The organism is Flavobacterium aquidurense (assembly GCF_001404985.1).
Lineage (GTDB): Bacteria > Bacteroidota > Bacteroidia > Flavobacteriales > Flavobacteriaceae > Flavobacterium > Flavobacterium aquidurense_B.
Map to the genome: position 1 here is coordinate 156,696 of NZ_JRLF01000007.1, position 13,607 is coordinate 170,302.

Consider the following 13,607-nt stretch of genomic DNA (forward strand, 5'->3'; position numbering starts at 1 on the left):
ATGAAAAACTTCTTTTCTAATTTATTTGGTAGAAATAATGATCCAAAATCGATTGTCTCTTTTGATGTTATGGATAGTATTTATTCAGAATTGTATAATGGAAATAATAGTTTTGATTTTAAAATGAAAGGAGTTCACGATACGGTTTCTGTGAATTTGTATTCGTTTCCAACTTCATTTGATCACGATGAAGGAAAAATTGAGATTGAGAAAAGCGGTTTTAAAAACGCTTACGAAGTTTTGAACGAGATATATAAGAAGATTAATATAGGGCCAATTTCAGAAGAACAGATGCTTCAGGAATTGGAATTCGATTATATTCATATTCAGTTTTATACAGAGCCAACTCCGGAAGCTAAAAAATACCTGAAACATGTGCTGCATAATTTTGTAATCTTTTTTTGCTGTACCAATAGTCTGGAAACAAATGATTTTAGAATGCTTTATAATAATAGTTATTTCCTCGATTATACAAAAGCAATCCTCGATACAGAATCTATTGATATAAAAGATCCGAAAAATGATACTCAGAAAATAGGTTTTAAAGAATTTGAAAGAGTTTTACAAGGGATTTGTCAGTATTTGCAAATAGAATTACCCGAAAGTATTGAACTTCCTTCTCAGGAAAATTTATTGCCTGAAGAAGTTGAGGTTACTCAGGAAACTTTTGAAGAGTTTATAAAATTGGTTACAAGAGGACATGTAGAGGAGAAATTGGTTAAAAAGGAATCTAAAAAGCTTTTAAAGAATTTTAAAAAAGAGGAAAAAGAATATCATGCAATAGTTCAGGGACAATGGGATTTTTTTGAAAGTATCGATGCCTGGAACAGCGATTGGAAATTTGATCCTGAAGATGCTGAATATTTCATTTCGGAAATGATTGGCGAAGATCTAAATTTCGAATATCCGGAAGAAACCTACAGTCATGATTTATTTCCTTATATTCAATCGGCTTTAGAAAAGCGAGATCTTGAATTAATGACTTATGATACGCATGGAGATAATTATCTGTTTTTTGTAGCGAATAAAAGTGATGTTGCCAGAATTTTAGAATTGTCTGAATTGACGAAGATTGAGGTTGATAGTTTGTAAAATTGGTTTGAGATATTGGGATTAAATTTTGTTGAATATTTTGTTAGTCTTTGCTTTTCTGATGATTTAAAAGTATTGTGAAAAAAAGAACGCAGATTAAACAGATTCGCTAAGCGAAAACGCAGATAAAAATAGATTTTATATGGTCTTTATGTTGTTGAGATTCTTTATTCCTGGGAATAATAAGGTTACATGAGAACTGAGACTGAAATCTGAGACTGATACTAATAACTGAAAATCAATGGTTGTCCGGATTATTTAAGGAATCAGGATTATTTTTCCAGTGCTTTTTCTGCTTTCAAGATAATCGTGAGCCAGTTTTCCTTCAGATAATCTGAAAGAAGTTGGGGTTGTTGGTATAAGTTTTCCATCGATAATCCAGGAAAATAATTGATTTGTTCTCTTAATTCTTTCCTCTTTAGAATTTAAATAACTCCACAAATCCCCGCCGGTTAATGTTTTTGAACCATCCATTAGCATTCTTGGGTCGACAGGTTCAGGATCACCGCCTGCCATCCCGAAGAAAACGACTTGTCCACATTCTTTCGTGATCTTAAAACTATCCGCTAAAGTACTACCAATGCTGTCGTAAACAACATCAACACCTTTTGGGGCAATTTCTAAAACATGAGATTTCCAATCTTCATTATATAGAAAAACATGATCTGCACCTTGTTCGATGGCAACTTTGGCCTTGTCTGAAGAGGAGGTTAAACCGATGACATTCGCTCCCAAAAGTTTGCTTATTTGAGTAAGAAACTGACCTACTCCGCCTGCAACGGCATGAATTAAAACAGTTTCTCCTTGGGTAGTTTTATGACTGTCGGTGGCTAAATAATGTGCCGTTAATCCTTGTAATAAAATAGAAGCAGCAGTTTCAAAAGAAATCGCTTCAGGTAACGGAAGAACGTGATTTGTATTCACTGCCACTAATTCTGCATTTGCAAAAGGAACATCGGCGAAAGCCACGCGATCCCCAACTTTATATTCCGGATGATTATTTGCATCAACAACAATTCCGGCACCTTCGTAACCAGCAATAAAAGGAGGATTTCCTTTCAGGTGATAATTTCCTTTTCGTCTGTAAACATCGGCAAAATTTAATCCGATGGCTTTCATCTCGACTAAAATTTCGTCCGTTTTTAATTCGGGATTCGGAATTTCGATATATTCTAAAACATCAGAATTTCCAAAAGAAGAAAAGGTTAGTGCTTTCATTTTTTAATTAAATTAAGAAATACAAAGTACGTGAAAATTTGTTTCCAGTTTGAAATTTTTATAACCACAGATTATAAGGTTAAAAATATTTTTGCCACGAATTTCACAAATCTACACTAATTAATTCGTGCTAATTGTGAAATTTGTGGTAGAAAAATAAAATTAGATTTTAGGAAATTTCATTTCGTTGAAAGTGCTTTTTTGGGTGGCAAGTTTTTCGATATCCTGCCATTTTCTTGGAGATTCAGCAGATAAATTTTCGTATGAATCTTTTGTAATTGCAAGATCGTCTTCGATACGAACGCCAATGTTCCACCATTTTTTATCGCATTTGCTGTTTGCCGGGATATAGATTCCGGGTTCAACAGTCAGAACCATATTTTCTTTTAGTTTTCCCATATAATTACCTTTATCATGCACATCCAGACCCAGAAAATGAGAGCAGCCGTGAGGATAATATATTCTCACGTCTTTAGGATCTGTAATAATTCCGAGCTTTATTAAACCTGCGGCTATAACTTCTTTGGATTTTTGATTTAGATTCTGGATTGGAGTTCCTGGTTTGCAAATTTTAAAAACTTCTTCCTGAGCTTCGTATACTAATTGATAGATCGCTTTTTGCTCTTCAGAAAATTTTCCGTTTGCCGGAATTGTTCTCGTAACATCGGCAGAATAACCGTGATATTCAGAGCCAACATCCATCAAAAGCAACTGATTGTCAATTTTTGTGCTGTTGTTTTCTCCATAATGCAAGATGCATCCGTTTGCTCCGGCGCCTACAATTGGGGCATATCCTTCGGCTTCGGCACCATAATGCCTGTGTATGTAAGCATGGATTCCGTCTGCTTCGTTTTCGCTCATATCTGGACCAATAGCCTTCATTACCTCGTTGTGAGCGATGCAGGAAAGTTTTACAGATTTGCGAAGCAAATCCATTTCTTCAGGAGTTTTTATTTCTCTGAGTGAATTTGTGATGTTTGTAAATAAATTTATTGAGGTTTCGTTTTCGGTTGTGATTCCGGCTTTGGTTTTAAAACTTTCTAATAAGCCATAAAGATCAAACCCGCTTTTATCATTGCCAATATCTGTTGGGATTTTATCATAAATAATGGTACTTAATTTTTTAAAATCAATAGCAAAATCCTTAAAATCCTTTCCGTTATAAACAGTTGTAAAACCTAGTTTAGACTTTGCCGCTTCGGCTCCTAAGCGTCTTCCTGTCCAGGTTTCTTTTCCTGCATTTCTTTCTCTCACAAAAAGAATTTCATTGTATTTTTCTACACCCTGATCTTCTTTAAAAAGCAATAAAACAGCATCCGGCTCTTTGTAGCCTGAAAGATAATACAAGTCAGGATTTTGATGGTAATTATAATTTACATCTTTAGAAAAAACTCTTTCCGGATAAGAAAAAACAACTGCAACAGAATTGTTAGGCATTAAATTTCTAAAAGCTTCTCTTCGGCCTTTATGAAATTCTTTAGAAAGATAATCTGTTGGAAGGTTTTGCTGAGAATGAACTTGAGAAAGTGTTATGAATAAGGTAAAGAATAACAATAATTGCTTCATTTTGTGATTTTTGATTGATTTGTCGCTGCAAATTACAAAAAATATGAATTGCTATCAGAGAAAAAAAACGCCACAAATTACATGAATGTTTCAAGATGAAAATCCCTGAAATTTGGCAAAAAAAACATAAAAAAACCGTCCATAAAAATGGACGGCAACTATTATTAACCAAGATAAAATACTGTTATTTCTTTTTTAATTTGTCTTTAAAGACTTTCTCGAATTTCTCGATTTTTGGCTGAATTACCATTTTGCAATACGGTTGGTTTTTGTTGTTTGCATAATAATTTTGATGATAATCTTCGGCTTTATAGAACGCTTTAAACGGCTCTACTTTTGTCACAATAGGACTGCTGTATACTTTTGCTTTGTTGAGTTCGGCAATAATACTTTCGGCAGCTTTTTTCTGTTCCGCATTTTTATAAAAAATTACAGAACGATATTGTGTTCCTACATCTGCACCTTGACGATTTAATGTTGTTGGATCGTGAACGGTAAAGAAAACCTGAAAGATTTCATTGATATCTGTTTTCGTTTTGTCATAGGTAATCTGAACAACTTCGGCGTGACCTGTTGTGCCTGTACAAACTTCTTCATAAGTAGGATTGGCAACTTTACCGCCGGAAAAACCTGAAACTACAGATTTTACTCCATCTAAATTTTCATAAACTGCTTCAACACACCAATAACAGCCTCCGCCAAGAGTAATGGTTTCAAGGTTTGAAGTGTTTTTTGCTTTGTCATTTTGTGCAAATCCGTTTAAGGAGAATGCCAGAATGCAAATTATAACTATGTTTTTCATATTGTATGTTTTATTTAGTATCAGGAACAAAGTCCAGTGCGATCGAGTTCATGCAATAGCGCTTTCCGGTTGGTGCAGGTCCGTCATCAAATAAATGACCTAAATGTCCGCCGCAACGCCCGCATAAAGCTTCAAGTCTTTCCATTCCCAAAGAGTTATCGTTTTTATACACTACGCTTTTTTTGTTGTCTTGTTCAAAAAAGCTTGGCCATCCACAGCTGCTGGCAAATTTAGCACCTGAACGAAAAAGTAAGTTTCCGCATGAAGCGCAATAGTAAGTCCCTTTTTCATCTGTATTCCAGTATTTTCCGGTAAAAGGTCTTTCGGTATCTGCATTTCGCATTACATCATATACATCTTCCGGTAATACTTTTTTCCACTCGGCATTACTTACATTTAGTTTAGTAGTATCAATATTCGAATAATAAGGATTTCCGGGTTTGGTGATTTTGTTTTCCATAACGACTGTTTTGGTATTTTGTTTTTTTGCACTTTGTCCGCATGCCTGCAAAATGAAAAGCGGAATTAAAAAGCAAAGGCTGAAAATTTGAGTTTTTGTTTTCATTGTTTTAGTGCTTTAATTCTGTGATTTCAAAGATACAACTAGATTTCGCCTTGAAATGTCGTGTACTTTACAATTCAGATTTTTTTAAGTATGTTTTAACTTTTCTTTATTTACGTATAATAGTTGGTTTTAGTTTTTACAGCTTGTTTTCTAAAGGTTTTTATGTGATGTTTAAGTTTCAATTACTTGAAAATTAATGTTTTGAAAAATCATTGAGTCGTTAAACTTTTCACAATCTCTCTGAGGATTTTAAAGCCATTTCTTTTTTCGTATTTTTGTTTGATCAATAAGCCCTATGATAGAAGAAAACGTAATATTAGTAAATCAAAATGATGAGCAAATTGGCTTAATGCCAAAATTAGAAGCACACGAAAAAGCAGTTCTGCATCGCGCTTTTTCAGTTTTTATTTTAAATGACAAAAATGAAATAATGCTGCAGCAACGTGCCCATCAAAAATACCATTCCCCTTTACTCTGGACAAATACCTGTTGCAGTCATCAGCGAGAAGGAGAAACGAATATCGAAGCGGGAAGCCGAAGATTGTTTGAAGAAATGGGCTTTAAAGCAGAATTGAAAGAACTCTTTCATTTTATTTATAAAGCTCCTTTTGATAATGGTTTAACAGAGCATGAACTCGATCATGTTATGATTGGATATTATAACGATAATCCAAACATAAATTTTGAAGAAGTAGAAGACTGGAAATGGATGAAAATTGAAGATGTAAAAGCAGATATCGAAAAGCAACCTGAAATTTACACCGTTTGGTTTAAAATAATATTTGATGAATTTGATCATTACTTAGAAGATCATAAGATTTAAAAGATTACAAGCTTAACCCCAAACTAACCAACCTCAAAATGAAAGTAACCATATCAAGAAAAGCACATTTTAATGCTGCACATCGATTGCACAGAAAAGATTGGACATTTGAAAAAAACAATGCCGTTTTTGGAAAATGTAATAATCCCAATTTTCATGGTCATAATTATGGTTTAACAGTAAGTGTTACAGGAAAAATTGACCCTGAAACTGGTTTTGTTTTAGATGTGAAAGTATTAGCGGATATCATAAACGAAGAAGTAGAGATTCCGTTTGATCACAAAAATCTGAATCTGGATGTTCCGGAATTTCAGGATTTAAATCCAACAGCAGAAAATATTGCCGTTGTGATATGGAATAAAATTAGAAAAAGAATTCAGCCCGATTTTGACTTAGAAATCGTGTTGAATGAAACGGACCGCAATTTTGTAACTTATAAAGGAGAATAATAAATGTCACTAAAAATAGGAGATATCGTTCCCAATTTTACTGCAAAAGATAGTCATGGAGAAGTTTTTGAAAGCCAAAGTTTTTTGGGGCGAAAACCGCTTGTGATTTATTTTTACCCAAAAGATAATACGCCCGGATGCACAACTGAAGCTTGTAGTTTTAGAGATCAATACGAAGATTTTAAAGACCTGGGAGCTGAAGTTATTGGTATAAGCAGCGACAGTATAAAGTCGCATCATAAATTTGCCAGCAAACATAAATTGCCTTTTATACTATTATCTGACCAGGATAAAAAATTACGACATCTTTTTGGTGTTCGTGATACTTTATTTGGACTTTTACCTGGAAGAGTAACGTATGTTATTGATAGAAATGGTGTTGTCATATTAATATTTGATAGTATGAATGCCGGAAAGCACATCGCAAAAGCGCTTGAAACTGTCAAAGAATTAGTATTATAGAATATATAAATAGTATCAGATTGCTATTAAATTAATAAAGATATTAGCCTTAAAAAAAATGAACCTGAAATCATACCCTTTACAATTTGAACCCATATTGAAAGATAGAATCTGGGGAGGAGAAAAGTTAAAAACAGTTCTTAATAAACCAATCGTTTCTAAAATTACCGGAGAAAGTTGGGAGTTATCAACCGTAGAAGGTGATGTTAGTGTTGTTGCTAATGGAGTTTTGAAAGGGAAATCATTGATGGAACTTATCGATGAAATGCCAGACGAAATTTTAGGAACTAAAGTTTACAATCGATTTGGGAAACAATTTCCGTTGCTTTTTAAATATTTAGATGCCCGAGAAGATTTGTCTATACAAGTACATCCAAATGATAAGTTAGCAAAAGAGCGTCATAACTCTTTTGGTAAGACTGAAATGTGGTATGTAATGCAGGCAGATCCTGATTCCAGAATTATTGTAGGTTTTAAGGAGAATTCAAGTAAGGAAGAGTATTTAAAACATTTAGAGGATAAAACTTTGGTTTCGATTCTGGATGATGTAAAAGCAAAAGCGGGAGATGTTTTCTTTTTAGAAACCGGAACTGTTCACGCTATTGGTGCCGGATTAGTAGTGGCAGAGATACAGCAAACATCAGACATTACTTATCGTTTATATGACTTTGACAGAGTAGATGCACAGGGTAATAAAAGAGAACTTCATGTAGATTTAGCGCTTGATGCTATAAATTATAATAAGGTTGATACTCAAAAGAAATATGAGACAAAAGCAAACACCTCTAATGTAGTGGTTGATTGTCCTTATTTTACGACCAATTTTATCCCTCTTGAAAATAAAGTTGAGGTTGTAAAAACAGGAGAAACTTTTACGGTTTACATGTGTATCGAGGGAAATTTTGAAATTGAATATAATGGGTTTAAACAATCCTATAAAAAAGGAGATACTGTTCTAGTTCCGGCTGAGATAAATGCATTTATTTTGAACGGAAAAGCTTCTATTTTAGAAATTTACATTTCATAGCGCTTAATAAAAAGATTATATGTACTTTTGCAGTCGCAAATTAAAATAAAAATAAAAATGGCAAACGTTAAAAATTTAAAGAAAGACATCAACTTCGTATTAGGAGATATTATTGAAGCAATTTACTTGTTCGAAATGTCTACATCAGGAAATCCAACTCCGGAAACGAATGCTTTGATCGATCAGGCTATCGCAGCTTTTGATACTTTGATCACAAAAGTGAATGCTAAGAACGTTGAAAACAAAAAAGCGCACTTTAAACAAATCAATGTTGAATTGGAAGAAACTGCTAATCAATTGATTGCTAAAATCAACGAATTGTAAGCAAAAAAAAGTATAAAAAAGTGCAAATTTATTTTGGTAAAACGAAAAACCGCTTTATATTTGCACCCGTAATGAGTCGCCAGCGTAGCTCAGTTGGCTAGAGCAGCTGATTTGTAATCAGCAGGTCGTGGGTTCGAGTCCCTCCGCCGGCTCAACGTAAAACCATCACTTTTTAGTGGTGGTTTTTTTTGCCTTTTTCTTTTGTCAAGCAGAACATAATTTAATTCTGAATTTTATAATTTAGAAAATTGTAACCATATTTTTCTTATGTTTGTTTCTTAACCAAAACATATATTATACAAATGGAAGAAAATTCAGTTTTTGAAAAATTTGAGTTGCAGCTCGACCAATCTGCAAAAGAGTTTTTAAAAGAAACCGCAAAATGGGCCTATTTCTTGTCTATTTTAGGTTTTGTAGGCATTGGGCTTATTATGTTAATTGCAGTTTTTGCAGGAACCTTTTTTGCAGCAATGGGAGCAGCTATTCCCGGAGCAAATGCAATGGGGAGTTCTTTTGGCGTAGTAATGGGCATAGTGTATTTTATTATCGGAGCAATCTATTTTTTTCCAGTATATTACTTATTTAAGTTTGCATCTAATGCAAAAAAAGCTTTCAGGGATAATGATACTGAATTACTAACAAGTTCTTTGGGGTATCTAAAATCTCACTACAAATTTATCGGTATTTTTATGCTTGCTATTTTGGTATTGTACGGATTAATATTTGTACTTGCTATATTTGGAGCGCTATTAGGAAGATAGAAAAATAAAATTTCAAACTTTCTAAGAATCTTTTTTATGATTTAATTTGAGTTTGCTATAAAACAAAAAAGTCCTGAGATTCTCAGGACTTTTTTATTTGTTTAAAATGGTATATGTTATTTCTGCTGCTCTTTTTTAATGTCAGCAACATATTTAGTTAGTTTTTTTCCGTAAAGTGATTGTGCTACTTTTGGAGTCATTGATTTTTGAATGGTATCCAGAAATTTAATGTTGATGTCGTAAATTTCAGATAAAGCAATATAAGGTGCTATTTCGTGATCTTTATTGTTAAGAGCAAAGTTTGTAGCATACAAGTATTTTCTTTTAATATTAGACTCTTGTTTTACATTAATACTATCGATAGCTTTTTGATCTTGTCTTTTGATAGCCTTAAATTTTGATTCGACCATAGAAAGGCTTTCGTCATTAAAACGAGAATTTATTTTTTTGTACTCTTCGTATAAATCCTGATTTTTAGATCCGGTAATTTTTGCCCCATAGATAAAATTATCTAAATTGGTATCTATATTTATATTTCCCGGCTCAGCAAAAAACATAATATTATTGTCTAATGAGTTGGTTACGCCACGATCCAGATATAAATAAAGAATTTCTGGAGATTCTAATTTTAAGTCGCTTTCAAAAGCAGAATTTCCGTCTATTTTGATACTGTCAACAGCAACAAGAGAGGTATCAACGATTCTTTGAATATATAAAGTTCCGTTTTTTAATCCTTTTATATTTCCTGTAAGGTGCAAGCCGTCAGTTGATTCTTTTTTACTACAAGATGCTAATACTGCGAGTGTAACAAAAGCAATAAGTGATTTTTTCATTGGTTTTTTAGATTTTGCTGCAAAATAAAGAAAATAGTTTGAATGTAATGATGTAGTATTTAAATTTTGCAAAAAATAAATCCCAATCTATTTCTAAATTGGGATTCCTGAATTTTATTCAAATTATCTGTTTACATCACTAAATTATATGAAGTTCCGTTTTCGTTCATATAAGTATATTTACTATCGCAATCATTGTCGCCATAATCTACAACACCGTTTAGTATTCCGCCCTGAATTTTTAGTTTTCCTTTAGAAATAAATTCACAAGAATATTTTTTAATCAAGGATTCCTGAACGGTCAAGGTTAGCGTTCCTCCGCTTTGTGCGGTTACGGTATGAGTTCCTTCGGTCATTTCATAAATATTATCCTCAAGAACAAATGGTGTTTCTACGCCTGCAGTTTGTTTTACAGTAACCATTCCTGAATTAAGATAAACTCTTCCCGCCAGATCTGTAAATTTTCCGTTAGTGACTTTTCTGCTAAATTGCGGTACAGTTGCAATAGTTGTAGTATTTACATATTCAATTGTTCCTTCGAGTTTAATTCCTGTAATAGAGTAGTCTATTCTCTCAATGGTCATTTTGCTTCCTGTAGTAGTTATGGGTCCGGAAAATGTAATTTTTTGTTTTCCTCTTTTTACAATCTGATTGTCTGAGCATCCCGCTGTTCCATAATCTACCGTGAATACTTTTGGGTACGATTCTGTACTTTGTTGTGTTACGGTAACAGTGCCGCAGATTCCGGTTACATTTTCGGCTGATTTTCCTGAGGATGAGGTTTTTGACGAAACCAATAACCCGGTTTTGATATCCATTTCGGTAGTGGCATCAATTGCAATCGAAGCTCCAACTGAACTTACATCAGCCTGATTCGTTTTTTCGTCATCATTACTGGAACAAGAAATATAGGTGAATCCTGTTGCACAAATGGTTAGTAATAAAATTAGGGTCTTTTTCATAGTAGTTTTGGTTTTTTGTTAGTATTAATAGGCATTCAAATTTAATAAAAAAAGTGAGTGTAAATAAAAAAATCCTGTAAGCAGAGCCTACAGGATTTAGAACGTTTTTTTAATAAAAAATATTATTTGATCATCTCAAAACTTCTTTTTACAAAAGCTGTTAACGCTTCTCCTTTTAAAAGGTTTTGCGATAACTTGGCTAAGTCTAAAGCTTGTTTTACCAAGTGTTCCTGATGCGTTTTGTCTTCTGTATTTAAGATACTTGTAGCTAAATCTGAGTTTGTGTTTACAACCAGATTATACATTTCAGGCATATTACCCATCCCAAACATTCCGCCGCCTCCAGACTGGCTCATTTCTTTCATTCTACGCATAAATTCTGGTTGCGTGATAATAAAAGGAGCAGCCTGACTATTCATTGCTTCAAGTTGTACGCTGTATGCCTTAGGGATATAAGCTTCTAGTGAAGTTTTTAAAGTTTCTTTTTCTTCATCTGATAACTTAGAAATCGTGTTTTCCTCTTTTTTGATTAAATTATCAATATGATCAGAATCTACACGAACAAAAGTCACATCTTTATTATCGCCTTCAATTTTTTGAATCAAGTGTGAGATAATCGGAGAATCTAAAAGTAACACTTCGTATCCTTTTTCTTTTGCTGTTTCAATATAAGAGTGTTGTGCTTCTTTATTTCCAGCGTAAAGAACAACCAGTTTTCCGTCTTTATCAGTTTGGTTTTCTTTTAATTTCTCTTTTAATTCTTCAAGAGTAAAATAAGTGTCATCTACAGTTGGGTATAAAACAAATGCACCAGCTTTTTCGTAGAATTTATCTTCAGAAAGCATTCCGTACTCTAAAACAATTTTAATATCATTCCATTTAGCTTCAAAATCAGCACGGTTTTCGTTAAATAAGGCTTTAAGTTTATCTGCTACTTTACGAGTGATGTAGTTAGAAATTTTCTTAACCGCACCATCAGCTTGTAAACCTGAACGGGAAACGTTCAATGGGATATCCGGTGAGTCGATAACACCTTTTAACATCGTCAAAAATTCAGGTACAATTCCTTCTACATTATCAGTAACGTAAACCTGGTTTTGGTACAATTGAATTTTATCTTTCTGAATTTGCATATCAGATCCTAACTTAGGGAAATATAAAATTCCGGTTAAGTTGAATGGATAGTCTACATTTAAATGAATGTGAAACAACGGATCTTCAAATTGCATTGGATACAATTCTCTGTAGAAATTTTTATAATCCTCATCAGATAATTCGGTTGGTTGTTTAGTCCAGGCCGGATTTGGGTTATTGATGATGTTATCTGTTTCGATAGTTTCGTTTACGTAATCTTCAGGCGCATCTTCCGGTTTTGGAAGTGTTTCTGTTCTTGTTCCAAACTTAATTGGAATAGGCATAAACTTATTATACTTATTCAATAATCCGCTGATTTTAGAATCTTCTAAAAATTCAAGAGAGTCTTCAGCAATATGAAGGATGATTTCTGTACCACGTGAAGTTTTGTCAGCAGGTTCTAAAGTAAATTCAGGACTACCATCGCAAGTCCAGTGTGCAGCTGGTTCGTCTTTGTATGATTTAGTTATGATTTCAACTTTTTCTGCAACCATAAAAGCAGAGTAGAAACCAAGACCAAAGTGACCAATAATTCCAGAATCTTTAGCAGAATCCTTGTATTTATCAAGGAATTCCTCAGCTCCTGAAAAAGCAACCTGGTTGATGTATTTCTCTACTTCATCAGCTGTCATACCTAAACCCTGGTCAATGATGTGGATTTTTTTGCCTTCTTTATCAATTTTAATTTCGATAACAGGATTTCCGAATTCTACTTTAGCTTCTCCTATACTAATTAAGTGTTTTAGCTTTAAAGTCGCGTCGGTTCCGTTTGAAATTAACTCACGTAAAAAGATTTCGTGATCGCTATACAAGAATTTTTTGATTAAGGGAAAGATGTTTTCTACCGAAACATTAATTTTACCTGTTGTCATATTTTTATTATTTTTTTAGTTTAAAGTGATGATTTTCATTTCTTCAAATAGAATACCAATTGTTTTTTGAATGACAAAATGTCGCAAGTGTTAATTTTGAAAGAAAATAATTTGATTGTAAAACAAAAGATATTCTTATGAATTGTATCTTTGTCGTATAATAATTGTTAAATAAGTAAGTATTAACTTAAATAAAAGTACAAAATGAAGAAAATTATTTTCATTTGCATGATCGCAACGATGTTATTCGCGTGTAAATCAGCTTCGTCTACAGCTTCAACTGAAGCCACTCCACTATCAAAGAAACTTGACAGACCTACTCAGGTAGCCATTAAAGGAAATTGGGTTTTAACAAATGTGTCTTATCCTGGTTCTGAATATATCAAAGTAAATTCTTTTGATCTTGCAGATTCTAAATGTTTCATTGGAAGTACCTGGAACTTTATTTCAAATAATAACAAAGGTTCAATGGCTTTAACAGCACCAAGCTGTACTGCTTTTAGCTCACCAATTGTTTGGAGTATCAATAATCAGGGATTGTTTGTACTTAAAATTCTTGATGCTGGTATAAAAGCAAAAAAAGTAAGAGACGGATATTTATTGAAAGTTGCCGGTTTAACTGAAAATTCATTTCAGTTAGTTGATAACATCAATGTTGGTGGACAAGTAAAAGATGTTACTTACCAATTTCAAAGAGCTAATTAAAATTAAAAAATA

The 13,607-nt window shown here is 33.1% G+C and carries 15 protein-coding genes and 1 tRNA gene; 9 read left to right on the plus strand and 7 right to left on the minus strand.

Annotated features, from left to right (window positions below; genetic code table 11):
* Entirely contained in the window at positions 1–1,092 is a 1,092-nt protein-coding gene (locus RC62_RS05040) for a hypothetical protein (protein ID WP_055093227.1), read from the plus strand.
* Positions 1,093–1,350: 258 nt separating this feature from the next.
* On the opposite strand, the gene RC62_RS05045 is transcribed toward RC62_RS05040, so the two are convergent.
* The 4 genes from RC62_RS05045 to msrB form a co-directional block, all read right to left on the minus strand.
* On the minus strand, positions 1,351–2,310 hold the full coding sequence (locus RC62_RS05045) for a quinone oxidoreductase family protein (protein ID WP_055093228.1): 960 nt from the start codon (positions 2,308–2,310) through the stop codon (positions 1,351–1,353).
* A gap of 162 nt (positions 2,311–2,472) precedes the next feature.
* Positions 2,473–3,876 (minus strand): aminopeptidase P N-terminal domain-containing protein, encoded by a 1,404-nt coding sequence (locus RC62_RS05050; protein ID WP_055093230.1) that lies wholly within the window; start codon positions 3,874–3,876, stop codon positions 2,473–2,475.
* A 184-nt stretch (positions 3,877–4,060) separates the two neighbouring features.
* A complete protein-coding gene (msrA, locus tag RC62_RS05055; RefSeq protein WP_082421225.1) occupies positions 4,061–4,678 on the minus strand; it encodes a peptide-methionine (S)-S-oxide reductase MsrA in 618 nt (205 codons plus the stop codon).
* Between the two features lie 10 nt (positions 4,679–4,688).
* The gene (gene msrB / locus RC62_RS05060) at positions 4,689–5,243 is read right to left on the minus strand and encodes a peptide-methionine (R)-S-oxide reductase MsrB (RefSeq protein WP_055093233.1); all 555 of its coding nucleotides are present in this window, start codon (positions 5,241–5,243) and stop codon (positions 4,689–4,691) included.
* Positions 5,244–5,538: 295 nt separating this feature from the next.
* Between msrB and idi the strand changes: the two genes are divergently transcribed.
* From idi to RC62_RS05095, 7 genes are all read left to right on the plus strand, one after another.
* On the plus strand, positions 5,539–6,066 hold the full coding sequence (gene idi / locus RC62_RS05065) for an isopentenyl-diphosphate Delta-isomerase (protein WP_055093235.1): 528 nt from the start codon (positions 5,539–5,541) through the stop codon (positions 6,064–6,066).
* A gap of 38 nt (positions 6,067–6,104) precedes the next feature.
* On the plus strand, positions 6,105–6,515 hold the full coding sequence (locus tag RC62_RS05070) for a 6-carboxytetrahydropterin synthase (RefSeq protein ID WP_055093237.1): 411 nt from the start codon (positions 6,105–6,107) through the stop codon (positions 6,513–6,515).
* A 3-nt stretch (positions 6,516–6,518) separates the two neighbouring features.
* Entirely contained in the window at positions 6,519–6,977 is a 459-nt protein-coding gene (locus RC62_RS05075; protein ID WP_055093239.1) for a peroxiredoxin, read from the plus strand.
* Between the two features lie 58 nt (positions 6,978–7,035).
* Complete coding sequence (locus RC62_RS05080) at positions 7,036–8,004, plus strand: type I phosphomannose isomerase catalytic subunit (protein ID WP_055093241.1); 969 nt, start codon at positions 7,036–7,038, stop codon at positions 8,002–8,004.
* A gap of 57 nt (positions 8,005–8,061) precedes the next feature.
* Positions 8,062–8,328, plus strand: coding sequence for a hypothetical protein (locus RC62_RS05085; protein WP_055093243.1), 267 nt, complete (start codon positions 8,062–8,064; stop codon positions 8,326–8,328).
* Positions 8,329–8,406: 78 nt separating this feature from the next.
* A tRNA-Thr gene (locus RC62_RS05090) sits at positions 8,407–8,480 on the plus strand.
* 150 nt (positions 8,481–8,630) lie between these two features.
* Positions 8,631–9,089, plus strand: a complete 459-nt coding sequence (locus RC62_RS05095) for a DUF5362 family protein (protein WP_055093245.1) — start codon at positions 8,631–8,633, stop codon at positions 9,087–9,089.
* A 116-nt stretch (positions 9,090–9,205) separates the two neighbouring features.
* Here RC62_RS05095 and RC62_RS05100 read toward each other — a convergent pair whose 3' ends face one another.
* From RC62_RS05100 to htpG, 3 genes are all read right to left on the minus strand, one after another.
* A complete protein-coding gene (locus RC62_RS05100) occupies positions 9,206–9,922 on the minus strand; it encodes a DUF4369 domain-containing protein (RefSeq protein ID WP_055093246.1) in 717 nt (238 codons plus the stop codon).
* 131 nt (positions 9,923–10,053) lie between these two features.
* A complete protein-coding gene (locus tag RC62_RS05105) occupies positions 10,054–10,884 on the minus strand; it encodes a hypothetical protein (protein WP_055093248.1) in 831 nt (276 codons plus the stop codon).
* A gap of 122 nt (positions 10,885–11,006) precedes the next feature.
* A complete protein-coding gene (htpG, locus tag RC62_RS05110; RefSeq protein ID WP_055093250.1) occupies positions 11,007–12,890 on the minus strand; it encodes a molecular chaperone HtpG in 1,884 nt (627 codons plus the stop codon).
* A gap of 204 nt (positions 12,891–13,094) precedes the next feature.
* Between htpG and RC62_RS05115 the strand changes: the two genes are divergently transcribed.
* A complete protein-coding gene (locus tag RC62_RS05115) occupies positions 13,095–13,595 on the plus strand; it encodes a lipocalin family protein (protein WP_055093252.1) in 501 nt (166 codons plus the stop codon).
* The last annotated feature ends 12 nt before the right edge of the window (positions 13,596–13,607 follow it).

Coding starts and splice junctions, on each gene's coding strand:
- RC62_RS05040 (WP_055093227.1), top strand. CDS start 1: ATGAAAAACTTCTTTTCTAATTTATTTGGTAGAAATAATGATCCAAAA.
- RC62_RS05045 (WP_055093228.1), bottom strand. CDS start 2,310: ATGAAAGCACTAACCTTTTCTTCTTTTGGAAATTCTGATGTTTTAGAA.
- RC62_RS05050 (WP_055093230.1), bottom strand. CDS start 3,876: ATGAAGCAATTATTGTTATTCTTTACCTTATTCATAACACTTTCTCAA.
- msrA (WP_082421225.1), bottom strand. CDS start 4,678: ATGAAAAACATAGTTATAATTTGCATTCTGGCATTCTCCTTAAACGGA.
- msrB (WP_055093233.1), bottom strand. CDS start 5,243: ATGAAAACAAAAACTCAAATTTTCAGCCTTTGCTTTTTAATTCCGCTT.
- idi (WP_055093235.1), top strand. CDS start 5,539: ATGATAGAAGAAAACGTAATATTAGTAAATCAAAATGATGAGCAAATT.
- RC62_RS05070 (WP_055093237.1), top strand. CDS start 6,105: ATGAAAGTAACCATATCAAGAAAAGCACATTTTAATGCTGCACATCGA.
- RC62_RS05075 (WP_055093239.1), top strand. CDS start 6,519: ATGTCACTAAAAATAGGAGATATCGTTCCCAATTTTACTGCAAAAGAT.
- RC62_RS05080 (WP_055093241.1), top strand. CDS start 7,036: ATGAACCTGAAATCATACCCTTTACAATTTGAACCCATATTGAAAGAT.
- RC62_RS05085 (WP_055093243.1), top strand. CDS start 8,062: ATGGCAAACGTTAAAAATTTAAAGAAAGACATCAACTTCGTATTAGGA.
- RC62_RS05095 (WP_055093245.1), top strand. CDS start 8,631: ATGGAAGAAAATTCAGTTTTTGAAAAATTTGAGTTGCAGCTCGACCAA.
- RC62_RS05100 (WP_055093246.1), bottom strand. CDS start 9,922: ATGAAAAAATCACTTATTGCTTTTGTTACACTCGCAGTATTAGCATCT.
- RC62_RS05105 (WP_055093248.1), bottom strand. CDS start 10,884: ATGAAAAAGACCCTAATTTTATTACTAACCATTTGTGCAACAGGATTC.
- htpG (WP_055093250.1), bottom strand. CDS start 12,890: ATGACAACAGGTAAAATTAATGTTTCGGTAGAAAACATCTTTCCCTTA.
- RC62_RS05115 (WP_055093252.1), top strand. CDS start 13,095: ATGAAGAAAATTATTTTCATTTGCATGATCGCAACGATGTTATTCGCG.